General features: G+C 61.5%; 22 protein-coding genes. 9 read left to right on the top strand and 13 right to left on the bottom strand.

Annotated features, from left to right (window positions below; all coding sequences use genetic code 11):
- The first annotated feature begins 55 nt into the window (after window positions 1-55).
- Window positions 56-652: a hypothetical protein gene (locus tag HSS18214_RS0109535; RefSeq protein ID WP_016915072.1), complete on the top strand. Its 597-nt coding sequence runs from the start codon at window positions 56-58 to the stop codon at window positions 650-652.
- A gap of 135 nt (window positions 653-787) precedes the next feature.
- Here the strand turns inward: HSS18214_RS0109535 and slmA are convergent, their stop codons facing one another.
- From slmA to coaBC, 5 genes are all read right to left on the bottom strand, one after another.
- Window positions 788-1,396 carry a nucleoid occlusion factor SlmA gene (gene slmA, locus HSS18214_RS0109530; protein ID WP_016915071.1) on the bottom strand — a complete coding sequence of 203 codons (609 nt, stop codon included), beginning with the start codon at window positions 1,394-1,396 and terminating at the stop codon, window positions 788-790.
- A 21-nt stretch (window positions 1,397-1,417) separates the two neighbouring features.
- Window positions 1,418-2,317 carry an acetylglutamate kinase gene (argB, locus tag HSS18214_RS0109525; RefSeq protein WP_016915070.1) on the bottom strand — a complete coding sequence of 300 codons (900 nt, stop codon included), beginning with the start codon at window positions 2,315-2,317 and terminating at the stop codon, window positions 1,418-1,420.
- 82 nt (window positions 2,318-2,399) lie between these two features.
- Window positions 2,400-3,788 (bottom strand): phosphomannomutase/phosphoglucomutase, encoded by a 1,389-nt coding sequence (locus HSS18214_RS0109520; RefSeq protein WP_016915069.1) that lies wholly within the window; start codon window positions 3,786-3,788, stop codon window positions 2,400-2,402.
- 33 nt (window positions 3,789-3,821) lie between these two features.
- Window positions 3,822-4,277 carry a dUTP diphosphatase gene (gene dut / locus HSS18214_RS0109515; protein ID WP_016915068.1) on the bottom strand — a complete coding sequence of 152 codons (456 nt, stop codon included), beginning with the start codon at window positions 4,275-4,277 and terminating at the stop codon, window positions 3,822-3,824.
- Entirely contained in the window at window positions 4,274-5,596 is a 1,323-nt protein-coding gene (gene coaBC, locus HSS18214_RS0109510) for a bifunctional phosphopantothenoylcysteine decarboxylase/phosphopantothenate--cysteine ligase CoaBC (protein WP_026001848.1), read from the bottom strand. The genes dut and coaBC overlap by 4 nt, the downstream gene beginning before the upstream one ends.
- 160 nt (window positions 5,597-5,756) lie before the next feature.
- Here coaBC and radC point away from each other — a divergent pair, with 160 nt between their 5' ends.
- The 6 genes from radC (at window position 5,757) to HSS18214_RS0109480 (ending at window position 9,829) form a co-directional block, all read left to right on the top strand.
- The gene (gene radC, locus HSS18214_RS0109505; RefSeq protein WP_016915066.1) at window positions 5,757-6,431 is read left to right on the top strand and encodes a RadC family protein; all 675 of its coding nucleotides are present in this window, start codon (window positions 5,757-5,759) and stop codon (window positions 6,429-6,431) included.
- 280 nt (window positions 6,432-6,711) lie between these two features.
- Window positions 6,712-6,948 carry a 50S ribosomal protein L28 gene (rpmB, locus tag HSS18214_RS0109500; protein ID WP_016915065.1) on the top strand — a complete coding sequence of 79 codons (237 nt, stop codon included), beginning with the start codon at window positions 6,712-6,714 and terminating at the stop codon, window positions 6,946-6,948.
- Window positions 6,949-6,986: 38 nt separating this feature from the next.
- The gene (rpmG, locus tag HSS18214_RS0109495; protein ID WP_009098622.1) at window positions 6,987-7,142 is read left to right on the top strand and encodes a 50S ribosomal protein L33; all 156 of its coding nucleotides are present in this window, start codon (window positions 6,987-6,989) and stop codon (window positions 7,140-7,142) included.
- A gap of 140 nt (window positions 7,143-7,282) precedes the next feature.
- The gene (mutM, locus tag HSS18214_RS0109490; RefSeq protein ID WP_016915064.1) at window positions 7,283-8,110 is read left to right on the top strand and encodes a bifunctional DNA-formamidopyrimidine glycosylase/DNA-(apurinic or apyrimidinic site) lyase; all 828 of its coding nucleotides are present in this window, start codon (window positions 7,283-7,285) and stop codon (window positions 8,108-8,110) included.
- Between the two features lie 45 nt (window positions 8,111-8,155).
- Window positions 8,156-9,346, top strand: a complete 1,191-nt coding sequence (locus tag HSS18214_RS0109485; protein WP_016915063.1) for a class I SAM-dependent rRNA methyltransferase — start codon at window positions 8,156-8,158, stop codon at window positions 9,344-9,346.
- 48 nt (window positions 9,347-9,394) lie between these two features.
- The gene (locus HSS18214_RS0109480) at window positions 9,395-9,829 is read left to right on the top strand and encodes an acyl-CoA thioesterase (protein ID WP_016915062.1); all 435 of its coding nucleotides are present in this window, start codon (window positions 9,395-9,397) and stop codon (window positions 9,827-9,829) included.
- 24 nt (window positions 9,830-9,853) lie between these two features.
- Here the strand turns inward: HSS18214_RS0109480 and HSS18214_RS0109475 are convergent, their stop codons facing one another.
- Together HSS18214_RS0109475 and HSS18214_RS0109470 are read right to left on the bottom strand one after the other, a co-directional pair.
- Window positions 9,854-10,405, bottom strand: coding sequence for a DUF4276 family protein (locus HSS18214_RS0109475; protein WP_016915061.1), 552 nt, complete (start codon window positions 10,403-10,405; stop codon window positions 9,854-9,856).
- Window positions 10,405-11,595 (bottom strand): AAA family ATPase, encoded by a 1,191-nt coding sequence (locus HSS18214_RS0109470; RefSeq protein ID WP_016915060.1) that lies wholly within the window; start codon window positions 11,593-11,595, stop codon window positions 10,405-10,407. Before HSS18214_RS0109470 ends, HSS18214_RS0109475 begins: the two co-directional genes overlap by 1 nt.
- 324 nt (window positions 11,596-11,919) lie before the next feature.
- Here HSS18214_RS0109470 and ald point away from each other — a divergent pair, with 324 nt between their 5' ends.
- The gene (gene ald, locus HSS18214_RS0109465) at window positions 11,920-13,035 is read left to right on the top strand and encodes an alanine dehydrogenase (protein WP_016915059.1); all 1,116 of its coding nucleotides are present in this window, start codon (window positions 11,920-11,922) and stop codon (window positions 13,033-13,035) included.
- A 21-nt stretch (window positions 13,036-13,056) separates the two neighbouring features.
- Here the strand turns inward: ald and HSS18214_RS0109460 are convergent, their stop codons facing one another.
- Entirely contained in the window at window positions 13,057-13,305 is a 249-nt protein-coding gene (locus HSS18214_RS0109460) for a SlyX family protein (protein WP_016915058.1), read from the bottom strand.
- A gap of 110 nt (window positions 13,306-13,415) precedes the next feature.
- On the opposite strand from HSS18214_RS0109460, the gene HSS18214_RS19670 reads away from it, so the two are divergent.
- Window positions 13,416-13,943 carry a cold-shock protein gene (locus tag HSS18214_RS19670; RefSeq protein WP_016915057.1) on the top strand — a complete coding sequence of 176 codons (528 nt, stop codon included), beginning with the start codon at window positions 13,416-13,418 and terminating at the stop codon, window positions 13,941-13,943.
- A 57-nt stretch (window positions 13,944-14,000) separates the two neighbouring features.
- On the opposite strand, the gene HSS18214_RS0109450 is transcribed toward HSS18214_RS19670, so the two are convergent.
- The 5 genes from HSS18214_RS0109450 to dapC are packed head-to-tail and all read right to left on the bottom strand — an operon-like array spanning window position 14,001 to window position 18,191.
- Entirely contained in the window at window positions 14,001-14,390 is a 390-nt protein-coding gene (locus tag HSS18214_RS0109450; RefSeq protein ID WP_016915056.1) for a hypothetical protein, read from the bottom strand.
- Window positions 14,387-15,559: a succinyl-diaminopimelate desuccinylase gene (dapE, locus tag HSS18214_RS0109445; RefSeq protein ID WP_016915055.1), complete on the bottom strand. Its 1,173-nt coding sequence runs from the start codon at window positions 15,557-15,559 to the stop codon at window positions 14,387-14,389. Before dapE ends, HSS18214_RS0109450 begins: the two co-directional genes overlap by 4 nt.
- Window positions 15,546-16,571 (bottom strand): 2,3,4,5-tetrahydropyridine-2,6-dicarboxylate N-succinyltransferase, encoded by a 1,026-nt coding sequence (dapD, locus tag HSS18214_RS0109440; RefSeq protein WP_016915054.1) that lies wholly within the window; start codon window positions 16,569-16,571, stop codon window positions 15,546-15,548. The genes dapE and dapD overlap by 14 nt, the downstream gene beginning before the upstream one ends.
- Window positions 16,572-16,612: 41 nt before the next feature.
- Window positions 16,613-16,960, bottom strand: coding sequence for a Spx/MgsR family RNA polymerase-binding regulatory protein (locus tag HSS18214_RS0109435; RefSeq protein ID WP_016915053.1), 348 nt, complete (start codon window positions 16,958-16,960; stop codon window positions 16,613-16,615).
- Between the two features lie 34 nt (window positions 16,961-16,994).
- Window positions 16,995-18,191: a succinyldiaminopimelate transaminase gene (gene dapC / locus HSS18214_RS0109430; protein ID WP_016915052.1), complete on the bottom strand. Its 1,197-nt coding sequence runs from the start codon at window positions 18,189-18,191 to the stop codon at window positions 16,995-16,997.
- Window positions 18,192-18,241: the final 50 nt, after the last annotated feature.

The following is an 18,241-nucleotide window of genomic DNA, read 5'->3' as shown; positions in this document are numbered from 1 at the left end:
ATGGTCTGTTTTGATAAGCAGTTTGTTGCTTGGCTAACAAAACGAGAACAGGGCGATGGATACCCAAACGTTGGTGTTGGTGGTGGCGATTGGTGCGCTTTGGTTGAGCGTGACTTGCGGGTGTGTGGCGGGGTACATGATGCTGGTACGGCGGGCAAGCGCGGTACCGGTGACGGCAGGGGCGTTGGGTGGTGCGCCGCCACCTGTCGTGGCCCCAGAAGCACCGGCCTTATTGAATGCGGAAAATGCGGCTTGGGAAGTAAAAGTGCTGTTCGAGGAGCCGTCGCCTGCGCTGAACGACCGCTTGAGTGCAGTGCTGAGTTCGGCAGGTGCGGTGTATGAACAGCGCACCAAGACCTTTGCCGTGGCGGGGGATTCTTCTCGCACGCCGATTCTGATCGAAAACGCGCTAGGGTCGGGCCAGTTGCCGCCCTTGACGGAATCCCAAGCCAGTCATCCGCCGGTGAAGGGCGTTAGCCTCAGGATCGCCAAGACCCAGCGCATGCTGGCTCCCAGCAAGCTGCAGTTGGCCAAGCTGGTGTCGCTTTCCAAAAAGCTGGCCAAGCTGGGGGGCACGGCGCTGGATGCCGAGAAGCAACCAATTACGTCCGCTGGGTTCGAGGCGGTGATTCAAGGGCGGGCGAGGGTGTAACGCTTCGTACCGATGCCTGGCCCAGTGGGCTGACAACCACCACGACACACGCCCTACCAGTGGTAGCTGATGGCGACCACTGGTGGGGCGTGTGCGTTGTATGCGTAGGTTGTACGTTTAGAAGTGTGCCCGTAGTCAGGCGAGCTGTGGGCTGGGTTGCAGCAGTTGGCTGGAAAGTAGCGCCCACTGGTCTTCCCAGTACTCGGTGGGCAGCCGTTTGAAGTCGCTGCGCACGTACTGGGCGATGCGCCCTTCGGCTTGCGCGATCAGCAGGTTGGCAGCGGCGGAGGCGGCAATGCTGGGGCGCAGCCCTTCGCGCAGCTCGGCTTCGCGGAGGATTTGTTTCAGCTGGGTTTCCAGGCGTTCGAACAGCTGGTGAACGCGCAGGCGCAGGCGTGCCGTTTCGCCGGTGAGGGCGTCGCCGCCCAGTACCCGGGCCAGGCCGGGGTTTTTTTCGGCAAAGCCCAGCAGCAGTGAGAGTATCGTGCTGCAGCGGGTGGTGGCGTCGGGGATGTCTTCCAGTATCCGGGTGATGCGCGCGAAAATGCTCTCTTCGATGAAGTCGATCAAGCCTTCGAACATGCGCGCCTTGCTGGGGAAGTGGCGGTACAGCGCCGCTTCGGAAACCCCCACCTGGCGGGCCAGGGCGGCGGTGGTGATCCGCTTGCCGCTGTCCTCTTCCAGCATGATGGCCAGGGCCTGCAGTATTTGCTCGCGACGGCGAGGCTTGCGGTCGTCACTCATGACTCTTGCCCTCCGTCACAGTTAGCCTGCGTTGGTGATCAGGGTGCCTACCCCAGCGTTGGTGAAGATTTCCAGCAGCACGGCATGCGGCACCCGGCCATCGATGATGTGGGCGCTGTTAACGCCCCCCTTGACGGCGTCCAGGGCGCAGCGAATCTTCGGCAGCATGCCGCCGTAGATGGTGCCATCGGCAATCAGGGCATCTACCTGGGCCGTGGTCAGGCCGGTCATGACCTGGCCTTCGCTGTTCATCAGGCCCGCCACGTTGGTCAGCAGCATCAGCTTTTCGGCGTTCAGCGCTTCCGCCAGCTTACCGGCCACCAGGTCGGCGTTGATGTTGTAGCTGTTGCCTTGGGCGTCCACGCCGATAGGGGCGATGACCGGAATGAAGTCGCGGGCCGCGAGCATCTCGATCAGGTCGGTGGAGATCGCTTCCACTTCCCCCACGTGGCCGATGTCGATGATCTCCGGGGCGGTCATTTCCGGGCTTTGATGCTCCACCTTCAACTGGCGGGCACGAATCTGGGCGCCATCCTTGCCGGTCAGGCCAATTGCCTTGCCGCCGCTCTGGTTGATCAGGTTGACGATGCTCTTGTTGACCAGGCCGCCCAGCACCATTTCCACCACGTCCATGGTTTGCGAGTCGGTGACCCGCATGCCGTTGACGAAGCGCGATTCGATATTGAGCTTTTCCAGCAGGCTGCCAATTTGCGGGCCGCCGCCGTGCACCACCACGGGGTTGATGCCGACTTCTTTCATCAGCACGATGTTACGAGCAAAGGAGTCGATCAGCGTATCTTCGGTCATGGCGTTGCCGCCGTACTTCACGACCACGGTCTTGCCGGAAAACTGCTGAATGTAGGGAAGGGCTTCGGATAGCACCTCCACAACGACCTGGGGGTCGCGGCTAGCTGAACTCATGAGATTGTCCCTTTGCTCTAGTAATATCTGCTTTTAATGTCTGCTTCATCGTCGCGCGGGTGGTGGGCGCTCCGTGGCATGATCATGTGATGGGGGTATCCGGGATCGTCAACGTAGGTGAAACACCTTGCAGGGCGCGTGCGAAGCGCTCGCGTATCCGTTCCAGGGCCGCGCTGTCTTCCCCCTCGAAGCGCAGCACCAGCGCGGGCGTCGTGTTGGACGCTCGGCACAATCCCCAGCCGTCGGGGTAGTCAACGCGAATACCATCCAGCGTGGTTTTGATACCTTCGCCGAAGTCGCCCTCTCTGGCAAGCGTCTCGACCATGGCAAATTTGTCGGCATCCGCCACGGTGATGTTGATTTCGGGCGTGCTCACTGCCTGGGGAAACTGGTCGAAGAAGGCATCCGCATCGCCTGGGTAGCGGGCCAGTATTTCCAGTAGCCGGGCGGCGGCATACAGGCCGTCATCGAAACCGTACCAGCGTTCCTTGAAGAAGATGTGACCGCTCATCTCGCCCCCCAGCAAGGCGCCGGTTTCCTTCATGCGCGCCTTGATGAGCGAGTGGCCGGTGCGCCACATCTCCGGCTCGCCGCCTGCCTCGCTCACCACCCGTGCCAGGTGCCCGGTACACTTGATGTCGAACACCACTTTGGCACCAGGGTTGCGGGAGAGCATGTCGGTGGCGAACAGCATCATCAGGTGGTCGGGAAAGATCATTCGCCCGCGCGGCGTGACCACGCCCAGGCGGTCGCCGTCGCCGTCGAAGGCCAGGCCGATGTCTGCGCCTACCTGCTGCACCTTGCGCATCAGATCCTGCAGGTTCTCCGGTTTGCCGGGGTCGGGGTGGTGGTTGGGGAAGCGGCCATCGATCTCGGCGAACAGCGCTGTGGTGGCCACCCCCAACCGTTCGACCAGCTGAGGGCCAAGCTCGCCCGCCACGCCGTTGCCGCAATCCACCACCGCACTGAGCGGCCTTGCGAGCTGCACATCCTCGAGAATACGTGCCAGATACGTGGCCCGCAGGTCGTGGGCGCGCACACGGCCATGGCCCTCGGTGAAGTCGCCTGACTGAATGCGCTCGTACAGGGCGGTAATCGCGTCGCTGGCCAGGGTTTCTCCGGCCAGCACGATCTTGAAGCCGTTGTAGTCGGGCGGGTTGTGGCTGCCGGTCAGCATTACCCCCGAGCAGCTCTCGGGCAGGGTGTGTGTGGCAAAGTAGAGCACTGGCGTAGGCACCATGCCAAGGTCGATCACATCGCGCCCGGCGGCCTGGAGCCCTTTGATGAGCGCCGCCTGCAGGCGTGGCCCCGAGACTCTGCCGTCCCGTGCGACGATCACGGTGTGTTCACCGCGGGCGGTGGCTTCCGAGCCCACTGCCCGGCCAATCAGCTCGGCGGTGGCTTCGCTGAGAGTGTCATCCACGATGCCGCGAATATCGTAGGCGCGAAAAATCGAAGCGGGTACGGTCATGGTCAATCCCTGAAAGAGCGCGCTAGTGAGTGCTTACTGGCGGCCAGTGCTGCCAAAGCCGCCACTGCCACGGGTGGAATCGGTGAAGCTGTCGACGAGGGTCAGTTCGGCCTGCACCACCGGCACCAGCACGTACTGTGCCAGGCGCTCGAACGGCGTGACCGTGAAGCTGGCCTGCCCGCGGTTCCATACCGAGACCATCAATTCGCCCTGGTAGTCGGAGTCGATCAGCCCCACCAGGTTGCCCAGCACGATGCCGTGCTTATGCCCCAGCCCCGAACGCGGCAGGATCATGCCGGCAAGGTTGGGGTCTTCGATGTAGATGGCCAGGCCGGTACGCACCAGTTGGCATTCGCCTGGCGCCAGCGTCAGCGGTTCGTCCAGCAGGGCGCGCAGGTCCATGCCCGCCGAGCCAGCGGTGGCGTAAGAGGGCAGATAGTCGCGCAAGCGCTCGTCCAATATCTTGCACTGTAGGCGAGGGCGGTTCATGAGGAAGCTCCGTGAGAAGTATGAGGCAGCAGGGAGAGCGCCTGCTGCACGATCAGGGTGGCCAGCGCGGTCTTGGGTTGGGGCGGCGCGCTGTGCTGCTGCGTGCCGCCAGGCGTACGCCAGAGCAGCAGGGCGGCGTTGTCGTCGCTGCCAAAGCCCAGCCCTTGCTGGGCCACATCGTTGGCCACGATCATGTCCAGGCCCTTGCGGTCGAGCTTGTGGCGGGCGTAGCGCTCGACCTCCTGGGTTTCGGCGGCAAAGCCGACCACGAAAGGGCGTTGCCCGTTGGGCAAGGCCGCCACGTCGGCAATGATGTCCGGATTTTTCACCAGCGTCAGGGTCAGCGTGTCCTGATCGTCGGTTTTCTTGAGTTTGTGCTCGGCGGCGCTGGCGGCGCGGTAGTCGGCCACGGCGGCACAGCCAATGAACAGCGCTGCTTGGGGGGCCAGCTGTAGCGCGGCCTGGTGCATCTCCCGGGCGGTTTCCACGTTTTGGCGCTCGACCCCGGCTGGAGTGGGCAAGTTGACCGGGCCGCTGATCAGGGTCACGCGAGCCCCTTGCGCCACGGCGGCGGCGGCCAGGGCGAAGCCCATCTTGCCCGAGCTGTGGTTGGACAGGTAGCGCACCGGGTCCAGGGCTTCACGGGTGGGGCCCGCGGTGATCACCACGTGAGGGCGCGTTGCGCCCTGAGCGGGTGGCGCAACCTTGGCTGCTTTGGTGAAGTGCTGCTGAAGGGCTGCGAAGATCTCTTCGGGTTCGCTCATTCGCCCAGGGCCAACGTCGCCACAGGCCTGCTCGCCAGCGGCAGGGCCAATCAGCTGCCAGCCGTCGGTGGCCAGCTGTGCCTGGTTACGCTGTGTGGCAGGATGGCGCCACATGGCCTGGTTCATGGCGGGGGCCATCAGCCGTGGCGCTTCTGAAGCAAGGCACAGGGTGGTCAGCAGGTCGTCGGCCATGCCGTGCGCCAGGCGCGCCATCACATCGGCCGTGGCCGGGGCCACCAGCAGGGCATCGGCCCAGCGGGCCAGTTCGATGTGCCCCATCCCGGCTTCTGCCTCGGGGTCCAGCAGCGATGTGCGCACGGGCTCGCCAGAGAGGGCCTGCAGCGTCAGGGGGGTGATGAAGGCTTGAGCACCCTCGGTCATCACCACGCGCACCTCAGAGCCTGCCTGCTTCAGCAGCCTCACGATCAGCGCGCTTTTATACGCGGCAATTCCGGCGCTGACGCCCAGCAGCACGCGCTTACCTGCGAGCAGGGCGGTCGGCGATGGTTCTGAGAGTGGTCGTGGGGACTCGGACGCTTGCGAGAGTGATGCCATGGTCGGCGATTCCGTATGACGGTCGTAAGGAGGCTTACCATACCATTTGGCGGTTTATTTTGGCATGCTCGGTGGACGTGTTATAACGCCAGGTATAGTGAGGAATGGTGAAGGCGAGGGCGTGAGCCACACGCCTAGGGCATAGGCTGGGGGGGCATGGATGGGTATCAATCATTGGCCAGAAGGTGAGCGACCCCGTGAAAAACTGCTGACCATGGGGGCGCAGTCGTTATCGGATGCCGAACTGCTGGCGATCTTTCTGCGGGTGGGAGTTCAGGGGCGTTCGGCAGTGGACCTGGCGCGTGACCTGCTGGCGAGCTTTGGCGGGTTGCGACAGCTGCTGGAGGCAGACAGAGAGCAGTTTTGCACCGCTCGTGGGTTGGGCGATGCCAAGTTTGCCCAGCTGCAGGCCACGCTGGAGCTATCGCGGCGACATTTGGCCAGCCAGCTGGCACGCGGCAACGCGTTGACCTCGCCTGCCCTGGTGCGCCACTACCTGAGTTCGCAGCTGCGCCACCTGGGGCATGAGGAGTTTGCGGTACTTTTTTTGGATACTCAGCACCGAATCATTCGCTATGAATCCCTGTTTCGCGGTACCCTAGACAGCGCATCCGTTTACCCCCGCGAAGTTGCCAAGCGTGCGCTGGAACTCCACGCTGGCGCTGTCATCCTGGCCCACAATCACCCTTCGGGTGTGGCTGAGCCCAGCGACGCTGATCGACGTATCACCGAACGCTTGAAAGATGCCCTTGCTCTCTTTGACGTGCGAGTGCTGGATCATTTTGTGGTGGGAGACGGAGACGTGGTGTCTTTTGCCGAGCGCGGCTGGCTCTAGCGGGCAGGTCATGCGCACGCACTCCAGTAGTATCGAAAAGGCAGGCTGGTCCGCTCGATGCTGCGGCTGTCGTGACGAAAATTGTCCAAAAACGTGCTTTTTTGGCCTTTTTGGGCGGTTTCGCTTGCCGGTGGTCGGGTGCTCTGGTATAAAGTGCCACCTTTGAACTTGGGTTGAATAACGGATTTGGGTACAGCTAGGCGGTTAACTGCGTCGACTCCCTCCCTGCTCCGGTTTGCCCGACAGTTTTGAACAACTCGCCAAGCGGTTGGAGGCTCTCATGTCCAAAGTATGTCAGGTTACCGGCAAGCGTCCGGTAACTGGTAATAACGTTTCTCACTCCCAGCGCAAGACTCGTCGTCGTTTCTTGCCGAACCTGCACACCCATCGCTTCTGGGTGGAGTCTGAAAACCGCTTCGTCAAGCTGCGCGTTTCCTCTAAAGGCATGCGCATCATCGACAAGAAAGGTATCGACTCGGTTCTGGCCGACATCCGCAAACGCGGCGACGCTATCTAAGCCAGTTTCTGGCTCAGCATTTTTGGGAGAGTTAAACCATGCGCGATAAGATCAAGCTGGTGTCTAGTGCCGGTACTGGCCACTTCTACACCACTGACAAGAACAAGCGGAACACCCCGGATAAGTTCGAATTCAAGAAATACGACCCGGTCGTCCGTAAGCACGTCATCTACAAGGAAGCCAAGATCAAGTAACCTCGGTTACGATGATCGGCTTTCACTGCAGGCGAGCGCCTGTTGAAAAACCCGGCCCCAAGCCGGGTTTTTGCATGTCTAACGTTCGCGTTTCGCGTGTTAGCATCGCTGTCACTGTGCTGTCATCATAGGCTTTCATCATGCCCGAATTGCCTGAAGTGGAAACCACGCGGCGTGGTATCGCGCCCTACCTGGAAGGGCAGGAGATTACCGAAGTGCTGGTACGCCAGCCGCGCCTGCGCGTTCCCGTGCCGGATGATCTGGCCGAGCGGCTGGTCGGGGCTCGCGTGGGTGAGCTTGCCCGGCGCGCCAAATACCTGCAGATCCCGCTGGCCACGCCTACCGGCCACGCCACGCTGCTGTGGCACCTGGGCATGTCGGGTAGCCTGCGGATTGCCCGGCTGGGTGATCTGCCCAAAAAGCATGACCATGTGGATATCGTCACCGCCAGCGGTCATGTATTGCGCTATCACGACCCGCGCCGCTTTGGCTTCGTCGATTGGCAGCACGCCGATGCACAGTGCGATACGCGGCTGGCACACCTGGGCCCGGAACCCCTCGGCGATGCCTTCACGGGCCGGTGGCTCCACGCACTGTCGCGCGGCAAGCGCGTCGCCGTGAAGCCTTTTCTGATGGATAACCGCGTGGTCGTGGGGGCGGGCAACATCTATGCCGCCGAGGCGCTGTTCATGGCGGGCATCGACCCGCGCCGGGCCGCCGGACGCATTTCACTGGCGCGCTACGAAGCGCTGGCCCAGGCGGTCAAGGAAGTATTGGCGGCGGCCATTACCCAGGGCGGCACCACGCTGCGCGATTTCGTCAGCGGCCAGGGGGAGCCGGGCTACTTTGCCCAGCAATTGAATGTCTACGGTCGCCATGGCCAGCCTTGCCTGCGCTGTGGCAGCGAACTCAAGCGCATTACCCTGGGGCAGCGGGCCAGCGTATTCTGCCCCGGTTGCCAGCGCTGAGCGCCGCCCTGGGCGGCTAACTGTTTTGTTTATCTGGAGAATGTTGTGACTCAACGCCTGCGCCTGAATAAAAATGCCGATCGCCGCTTGAAGGCTGGCCATCTGTGGATCTACTCCAACGAAGTCGATATCAAGGAAACGCCGCTGAAGACCTTCGAGGCGGGCGAGCCTGCCTTGATAGAGGCCTCCAACGGCAAGACCCTGGGCGTGGCCTACGTGAACCCGCACTCGTTGATCTGTGCGCGGATCATGTCCCGCGACCCGGAAATGCGCCTGGATCGCTCGCTGTTCGTGCACCGTTTCAATCAGGCGCTGGCGCTGCGCCAGCGCCTGTTCGATCAGCCCTTCTATCGTCTGATTCATGGCGAGGGCGACCTGCTGCCAGGACTGATCATCGACCGCTTTGGCGATGTGCTGGTCGTGCAGCTCAATACCGCCGGCATGCAGGCGCTGGCCGACGAGATCGTCGATGCGCTGGAAAAGGTCATCAAGCCTGAGGTCATCGTATTCCGTAACGATACCGGGGGCCGCCGCCAGGAAGGCTTGGAAGCCCACGTGGAAGTGGTCAAGGGCACCCTGCCCGACGAAGTGCTGCTGGTGGAAAACGGCGTGACCTTTGCGGTGCCGGTACTCAACGGCCAGAAGACCGGCTGGTTCTTCGACCACCGCGTCAACCGGGCCTGGTTGAACAGTCAGGTTGCTGGAAAGCGCGTGCTGGACGTCTTCAGCTATGTGGGTGGCTGGGGCGTTCAGGCTGCCGCCAGCGGCGCCTCCGAAGTGCTGTGTGTGGATGCCTCCGGCGTTGCCCTGGAACAAGTGGCGCGCAATGCCGAGCTGAACGGCGTGCAGGAGCAGGTGGCCGTGGGGGAAGGCGACGCCTTCGAAGCGCTGGCCGCATTGAAAGCCGATGGCGAGCAGTTCGACGTGGTGATTCTCGACCCGCCTGCGTTCATCAAGAAGCGCAAGGATATCCCCAACGGTGAGCGCGCCTATGCACGACTCAACCGCGAGGCAATGCGCCTGCTGGGGCGCGATGGCCTGCTGCTGTCGGCGTCCTGCTCCATGCATCTGGCCCACGAGCGGCTGGTGGATGTGGTGCGCGGTGCCGTGCGCCATCAGGACCGCCATGGCCAGGTGATTTTCCAGGGCCATCAAGGGCCGGATCACCCCGTGCACCCGGCGATTCCCGAAACTGCTTACTTGAAAGCGCTGGGCGTGCGGGTCTTCCGCGACTGAGCATCGCCCGCTGTCGAGCGCCGTCGTCATAGGAAAGGAGGTGGCCACATGGAGTGGGCATTGCCAGAGCCGTTCGTACTCACGCTGCAGGTCGCGCCGGAAGCCATCGACGCTTACCGGCACGTCAATAACAGCGAGTACCTGCGCTGGGTAGAGCAGATCAGCTGGGCCCACTCCGAGGCGTTGGGGCTGTCGCTGGAACGCTATCGGGCGCTGGACCGGGCGATGGTGGTCCACCGCCACGAGCTGGACTACCTCGCCCCTGCTTTTCAAGACGACACGCTCTGCCTGGCCACCTGGATCGTCGACTGCGACGGCCGCTTCAGCCTGACGCGCCGCTTTCAACTGATACGGCCAGCAGACGGCAAGACGCTGCTGAAGGCGCGCACGCGGTTTGCCTGTGTCGCGCTTTCCAGCGGTCGCCCCAAGCGCTTGCCGGAGGAGTACCAGCGCATTTATGGCGCTGCGGTGGTGGCGGAATAAACAGCCGTGTTTTGGTAGTGTTGACTACCGAATGCCGCATGCCTTTTTAATACCTGCCAATAGCTGGTTGTAACTTTGTGAGTGATTCCCCTCCAGTGCTATCGCTAAGCCTAACGCACGAGAGCCGGATAGCTTTTGGTACTTTGGAGCAATGCGCTTCAACTCTTGGGCTGCGTTATTCAGACGGTCAGGGGTGCGGTATTTGGCTTTCGTTTGCTGCTTTGCCAAGCTGGCAGGCCCAAGGGCTTGTGCAACCGCCTTGAGGTCTCCAAGATAAAAGCTTTCAAGCTCATGGCAGGCAATGCGAACGATGGCATCAGGGTGGCCTGCCTCGCTGCATAGCGTCATTAGACGCTGCTTGATTTGCAGGCAGTCACCTGAGTCCTGATCACGCATGACCAGGAAGCATGACTCTGGGTTTTGCCATGCTCGTAAACGTATCGGCAGGCGTTTTTCTAAATCCTGCTTCCCTTCAAAAACAATATAGCGAGTTTCGATGCCTGGTAAGAGGCGAGGTATTATCCCTTGCAACATTGCCTTGGCTGAGGGCTCCTCCAAAAAGAAAACTAGTTCCATTATTCTGGTCCTGCCCCTTCAAAAAAACCTTCTTTCCAAAGATAACCCATCTGATCCCCTTCCTCGATAAAGGCAACAAGCTGTCGACTGTCCTTGGCTCGACATATGTTTGTATAGCCTTTCTCTTTCACGAGCCAGTAGACTTCCTCCACCTGTACGGCATTAAGGAAATCAGGAGAGTGACTCGATACAAAAACTTGTCCTCCTCTCTCAGCGTAAGCACGAAATTCTTCTGCCAATTCCCACAGTAAGGTAGGATAAAGCTGGTTTTCCGGTTCTTCGATACAAAGCAAGGGGTGTGGCTCAGGATCGTAGAGTAGTACTAGATAAGCAAACATTTTAATGGTGCCGTCAGATACATACCGGTCGATAAATGGATCGATGAATGAGTCGTCTTGAAAGTTTAGAATCAGCCGTCCATCTTGCGTCTGGATGGGTTCTATTTTATTAATGCCTGGAACCCGATGTTTCATCGCTTCGACCATTTGGTCAAAAATGCCAGGGTGATTTTCATAAATATTTCTTGCTACTAACTGCAAGTTATCACCTGATATAGAGAGGTGCTCGAATTCTCCAATGGCTTCTTTGCTACCACGAGCCAAATTGATATGAAAATCTGAAACATGCCAGTTTTCTATTAGTTGACGAAATGCATTGGCTGCTTTAAATCGTTCGAATTGTCCTAAGCCTTTAATCGCCAATGCATCTTTGCCAACATTTTGCTGCTCCCTTTGAAGTTCTTCATCTTGCTTGTCGAAATCTTCTTCATTCGTGATGGCGTAGCCCACGCCGCCTGAAAAATCCAGGAAGTGATAAGGTGAACCATAGCGACCACGTTTGTAACGAAGCACTTCACGCCTAACTGTCACCTGTCGATTTTCCATTCCTATTTCGATCAAGTATGAGATCAATCGTTCGACGCCAGCAATATCCATACGAAACTTTATTTCCAGCTCAATGGATTCATTACTGTCTACACCACGGCTAAGTACTTCTTTAAACCCGCCACGGACCTGCAGTGCTTGCTTAACATTGAAGGTTAAGCAATCCTTGAGGAAACCAAAAACATCAAATAGGGTTGATTTTCCTGAGCCGTTAGCACCGACGACAACACAGAAGCGTGGCAAGCCTTCCATCCTTGCGTGGCGAAAACTCTTGAAATTTTTAATTCGAATCGTTTCGATATGCATTGTTCGTCTCCGTCAACACCCAGTCCATTTGGCTCGCCGGGATGACCGGTATCGAGTGAGACTGTGGTTATCATCCTAACATCAGGAAAAACACTGTGCAGCACGGTTGGGTAGCACTAATGGGGGGGCATGCCTGGTTGTGGCTCAGCCTCTAGTGTAAAGGTTGATTTTTCCACTCGATGGCTTTATGCGCTATAATTTTCTGTTGAAAAACGCCTTTACCGGCGTTTTTTTCGTTTTGCTCCCTTGGGCTGGTGGTTCACGCCTGCTGTGCTGTAATGCATTGAGCACCCAGTGATGTTGATGACCCAAGGAGAGTCCGCCATGCACATTGCCGTTCCCAAAGAGATCAAGAACCACGAGTACCGCGTTGCGCTTACGCCCACGGGGGTGCGTGAGCTGGTTGGACGTGGTCACTCCGTCAGTGTCCAGGTAGGCGCGGGCGAAGGCGCTGGCTTTCAGGATGATGCCTACCAAAGCGCGGGCGCGACATTGGAGGCCGACGTCGAGGCGCTGTGGCAACGCGCCGAGCTGATTCTGAAGGTCAAGGAGCCCCAGCCGGAAGAGGTGGCGCGCCTGACGCCAGCGCACACGCTGTTTACCTATCTGCATCTGGCCGCCGAGCGGGCACTGACCGAAGGGCTGATGAAAAGCGGAGCCACCTGCATCGCGTATGAAACCATCACCGATGCTCGCGGTGGGTTGCCGCTGCTGGCCCCGATGAGCACCGTGGCGGGGCGCATGGCCATACAGGCCGGTGCCCACGGGTTGGAGAAGGCCCAGGGGGGCTCGGGGGTGCTGCTGCCCGGTGTGCCCGGTGTGGCACCGGGGCAGGTAACGGTCATTGGTGGTGGCGTGGTGGGGGAAAACGCAGCGCGGATGGCGCTGGGACTAGGGGCAGAGGTGACGATTCTCGATACCTCGGTGGCCCGGCTGGAAGCGTTGGATGCGCGCTACCAGGGGCGTATCAAAACCGTCTACTCCACCGCCGATGCGCTGGACCATGCGGCACGCACTGCCGACATGATCGTGGGCGCGGTGCTGATTCCCGGCGCGGCAGCTCCCAAATTGATCACCCGTGCCATGCTGGCCGAAATGAAACCCGGCAGTGTGCTGGTGGACGTGGCCATCGACCAGGGCGGCTGTTTCGAAACCAGCAAGCCCACGACCCACGCCGAGCCCACCTATCTCGTGGACGGCATCGTGCACTACTGTGTGGCCAACATGCCCGGCGCCGTGGCACGCACGTCTACCCTGGGGCTCACCAACGCGACGCTGCCGTTCGTGCTGGCGCTTGCCGACAAGGGGTGGCGCCAGGCGCTGGCAGACGATGCCCATTTTCTGCCCGGGCTGAACGTCCACGATGGCCAGATTACCTACCGGGCCGTCGCCCAGGCGTTTGGCCTGGAAAGCATCGAACCGGCCAGCGTGGTGAAGTGACCCGAGGAAGCGGTTAGTCCATTAGTAGTGGGGCGGGATGTCGTCTTCGGGGCGAAAGCCGCCCTGTGAGTCGCTGGCTTGCAGCGCCTGATGCTGTTCGCGGAGCCGTTCACGCATCAGGGCGCTCAGCTGTTCCAGCTTTTCGAGGCGGCGCTCCTGCTGGGCGACGGCCTGGTCGAGGGTGTCCAGCCAATGTTCCTGATAAGCCAGCCGACTTTCCAACGATTCAAGACGTTGAGTGAGCTCGGCAGGCGTTGAGTCGTTTGTCATGATAACATCGTCACCGTATGTAGTATGCTCGGTACTGTTAGGCAAGGGCCTGGTAGGCCGAGTATTGTCTTGCTTCTGTTACCCATACAACAAGAGAGCTTTTATCATCCATGAACCCAAAAGTTGTTTTTCGCTGTTTCTTTATCAGTATCTTACTGGCCGCCCCCACGCCGCTTCTTCTGGCGGGGATTGTTCATTTAACCAATGCACCGCTGGCTGAACAGTGGTTGGCCGAGGCTGCTTTCAGTGTGTATGCCGCTGTGGCACTTGGCTGTTTTGCAATGTTGTTCGTCGGTACGCTGGCGGCTGCGGCTCTGGCACCACCCATGGTGGTAAAGGCCGATGTGGCCAGGGTCAAACCTGCCACGCGTCAGCCCCAGGCAGCACCCGTGGTGGACGATGAAGAAGAGGATATCATCGACCCCAACGATGGCCGTGAAGAGGGCGAGGTCAAGTGGTTCAACACCAACAAGGGCTACGGCTTCATCACCCGGGACAATGGCGAAGATGTCTTCGTGCATTTTCGGGCGATACGCGGTCGTGGCCCACGCATGCTGGCCGAAGGCCAAATCGTGCGTTACCACGTGATCAAGAACGACCGTGGCCTTCAGGCCGATGATGTCAGCATTATCGAATAAGCGCTCCGGCGCGGTTGCTGACAGGAAAACCCCCGCCTTGTGCGGGGGTTTTTGCGTTTAGCGACCGGAGTCTGGCCATTCGATGGCTTTTTCCTGGCCGCCGGGCAGCACTTGCCAGAAGCGGTCCGGGTCATCGCCAGGGTGCCAGCCGCCCAGCGAACAGCGGACTTCCACGTTGAGCGCTTCGGCCGCGTGCTGCGCGCACTCCTGGTCGGTGTGCCAGGGGGTGTGGGCGCTGTCGAACCACAGGCTGGCAAAGCCGTCGGCGGCGTTGTCCACCAGCAGCACCGGGACGCTTTCCCCCTGATGCTGGCCACGGGTTTTCCACTTGCCCTTGCCCGCCGGGCCCAGCGGTGGGGCGGCGAGCGCCTCGCTGAGCCAGGCGTTGAGATCGTCCAGCGACACGCGGGCCAGGTACACTTCGATATCCGGAAACCGCTCCATCATACGCATACCTCGTCAGTAGTGAGCAGCGCCTGCAGGGTGGCTTCGTAGATGCGGCTGAGCGCATCGAGGTCGCTGGCCAGCACGCGCTCGTTCACCTTGTGAATGGTGTCGTTGAGCGGGCCCAGCTCCACCACCTGTGCCCCCAGGGTGGCAATGAAACGGCCATCGGAGGTGCCGCCGCTGGTCGACAGCTGCGGGCGCGCGCCGGTGACGGCTTCCACGCCGCGAATGGCCGCATCGACCAGTTCGCCTTCGGCGGTCAGGAAGGGCTCGCCGTTCAGGGTCCAGTCCACATGGTACTCGAGTCCATGGCGATCCAGAATCGCTTCGGTGCGGGCTTTCAGCGCTTCGTGGGTCACTTCCGTGGAGTAGCGGAAGTTGAACACCACTTCGATGTCGCCAGGGATCACGTTGGTCGCCCCGGTGCCCGCGCGCACGTTGGAAATCTGGAAACTGGTGGCGGGAAAGAAGTCGTTGCCAGCATCCCAGTGCTCGCGTGCCAAGGCATCGAGCGCAGGCAGCGCCTGGTGAATGGGGTTGCGTGCCAGGTGGGGGTAAGCCACATGCCCCTGCACCCCTTTGACATGCAGTACGCCGCCCAGCGAGCCGCGTCGGCCGTTCTTGATCACATCCCCCAGCCGCGCCGTGGAAGAGGGCTCGCCGACGATGCAGTAGTCCAGCCGTTCGTTGCGCTCGCGCAGGTGCTCCACCACGGCTCGGGTGCCGTCCACGGCGGGGCCTTCCTCATCGGAGGTGATCAGGAAGGCGATACGGCCGTCGTGGTCGGGGTAGCGGGCCACGAAGCGCTCCACGGCGGTCAGCATGGCGGCCAGGCTGCCTTTCATGTCGGCCGCACCGCGCCCGCAGAGCATGCCCTGCTCGTCGATGCATGGCTCGAAGGGCGGAAACTCCCAGCTGGTATGCGGCCCGCTGGGCACCACGTCGGTATGCCCGGCGAAGGCCAGCACCGGGCCATGATGGCCGCGCACGGCCCAGAAGTTTTTCACATCGCCGAACGGCAGCTGCTCGACATGGAAGCCGAGCGCCGTGAGGCGCTCGATCATCAGGTCCTGGCAGCCCTCGTCGTCCGGGGTCACCGACGCGCGACCCAGCAGGTCAAAGGCCAGGGTGAGCGTCGGTGACAGGGCAGCAGACTCAGTTGTGGGCATGCAGCGCCTCGTTCAGCGCAATGGCACTCTTGTTGGTGAGGCACTCGATGCGGCCATTTTGCGAGTTGCGGCGCAGCAGCAGGTCGTCCTGGCCAGCCAGCTCACGGGCGGCCACGGTGTTGGCCTCCTGGCCCTGGTCGTCGAGGACGGTCACCTTGGAGCCAGCGGTGATGTACAGGCCCGCTTCCACGGTGCAGCGGTCGCCCAGCGGAATGCCGATACCGGCGTTGGCACCGATCAGGCAGCCTTCGCCCACCTTGATGATGATGTTGCCACCACCGGAGAGGGTGCCCATGGTGGAGCAGCCGCCGCCCAGGTCGGAGCCTTTGCCGACCATGACGCCCGCTGAAATGCGGCCTTCGATCATGCCCGGGCCTTCGGTGCCCGCGTTGAAGTTGACGAAGCCTTCATGCATGACCGTGGTGCCTTCGCCCAGGTAGGCGCCCAGGCGTACGCGGGCGGTGTCGCCAATGCGGATGCCGGTGGGCACGACGTAGTCGGTCATCTTGGGGAACTTGTCGACGCAGTCAACGGACAGCGCGCGGCCTGCCAGGCGTGCCTTGAGGCGGCGAGCCGGCAGCTCTTCAATGTCGATGGCGCCTTCGTTGGTCCAGGCGATGTTGCGCAGCAGGCCGAACATGCCGGTCAGGTCCAGGCCGTGGGGCTTCACCAGACGGTGGGACAGCAGGTGCAGCTTGAGGTAGACCTCCGGCACGGTTTGCGGCGCCTGGTCGGTGTCCAGGAACATTGCTACCAGCGGGCGCTGGCTGGTGGCGAAAGACTCGGCCAGCGCTGCCTGCTCGGAATGACCCGCGGCTTCCAGTGCCTTGGCCAGGCGGGTGCAGTCTTCCGGCAGGAAGCTGACAGGGCTGTTCTCGGCAGCGGCGCCCAGCGCTTCCCTGGCGGCGGCCACCAGGCGCTCGTCGGGGTTCAGCAGCGGGGCCGGGTAGTAGATTTCCAGCCAGTCACCCTGGGTGTTTTGGGTACCAATTCCAAGCGCAAAGCTCAGCATAACGGGGCTTCCTTCAAGGTTGTGTGTCTAAGAGGGGGCGTTCAGCCGCTCAGTTTGTCGTAATCGCCGTCGCGGTAGCCGACCAGGATGGTGCTGTTGTCGACTTCGAGTAGCGGACGTTTGAGCAGCGTGGGTTGTTCCAGCAGCAGCCGACGGGCCGACGTGGCGTCCAGCTGATCCTTTTCCTCCTGGGGCAGGTTGCGCCAAGTGGTGCTGCGTTTATTGATGGCTTCCAGCAGCGGCACCCGCTCGAGAATATGCTCCAGCAGACTGGCCGACAGGCCATCCTTGCGCAGGTCATGGGTCTTGAAGGGAATACCGCTCTCCTCCAGCGCCTTGCGGGCTTTGCGGCAGGTGTCGCAGGTGTTGATGATATATAGCGTCAGCATGGAAAAGCCTCCTTGTCGTGGGGTATCGGCGGCGTTAGCTGCGCTCGATCAGCTGGCGCAGACGCTTGGCTGCTTCCAGGGTCGGTTCGAGCTCTGCCACCAACGCTAAGCGTAGACGACCTGCGCCTGGATTATGCCCCTCCTTGCTTGGGCGGCCCATCAGGCTGCCAGGCAGCACGCTGACATGCTGTTCGCTGAACAGCCGCTGAGCAAAGGCGATATCGTCGCCCCCCGGCACGGCGGGCCACAGGTAGAAGCTGGCTTCGGGCGTCGGGAACGACATGACCGGCGCAAGAACCTCGGTGACAGCGCTGAATTTCTCGCGGTAGGCGTCACGGTTGGCGCACACGTGGGCTTCGTCCTGCCAGGCAGCGATGGAGGCGTGCTGCAGGGGCAGTGACATCGCGCAGCCGTGGTAGGTACGGTAGCGCTTGAACGGGGCGAGGAGATCGGCGTCGCCCGCCACGAAACCCGAGCGCAACCCCGGCAGGTTGGAGCGTTTGGAGAGCGAATGAAACACCACGCAGCGGCGGTAGTCATCGCGGCCCAGCTCGGCGCAGGCCTGCAGCAGCCCGGGCGGCGGAGTGGCTTCGTCCAGGTAGAGCTCGGAGTAGCACTCGTCGGAGGCAATGATGAAGTCGTGCTCGTCGGCCAGGGCAATGAGCTGCTTGAACTCGGCCAGCGGGGTCACCGCGCCGGTGGGGTTGCCCGGTGAGCAGAGAAAGACGATCTGCACGTCGCGCCAGGTGTCGGCGCTGACGGCTGAAAAGTCCGGGCGAAAGCCGTTGTCGGCGGTACAGTCCAGGTAGAGCGGCTCGCCGCCTGCCAGCAGCGTGGCGCCTTCGTAGATCTGATAAAACGGGTTGGGTACCGCTACCTTGGCGGGGCGGGTGCGGTCCAGCGCCGCCTGCACGAAGGCGAAGATGGCTTCACGGGTGCCGTTCACCGGCAGCACCTGGCGTTCGGCGTCCAGCCCCTCCAGGCCAAAGCGCTGGGTGGCCCAGGCGGCAATGGTCTCGCGCAGGGCGGGCAGGCCGTTGGTGGCTGGGTAGCGCGCCATCTCCAGCTGGTGGGCAATGAGTGCGTCCAGTGCGCCTTGGTAAGGGGCATGCTGGGGCTCGCCAATGGTCAGCGGAATATGCGCAAGCCCCGCCGGAGGCGTGAGCGTCGCCTTGAGGGCGGCCAGCTTTTCAAACGGATAGGGGTGCAGGGCGTTCAGGTCTGAGTTCATGGCGAGTCCGTACCGTTTATCGAACCGCCGATTATAGGCAACCCCTGGGG

The sequence above is a fragment of the Vreelandella stevensii S18214 genome (assembly GCF_000275725.1).
In the GTDB taxonomy this organism is placed as follows: domain Bacteria; phylum Pseudomonadota; class Gammaproteobacteria; order Pseudomonadales; family Halomonadaceae; genus Vreelandella; species Vreelandella stevensii.
This window is presented reverse-complemented; position numbering and strand designations above follow the sequence as displayed.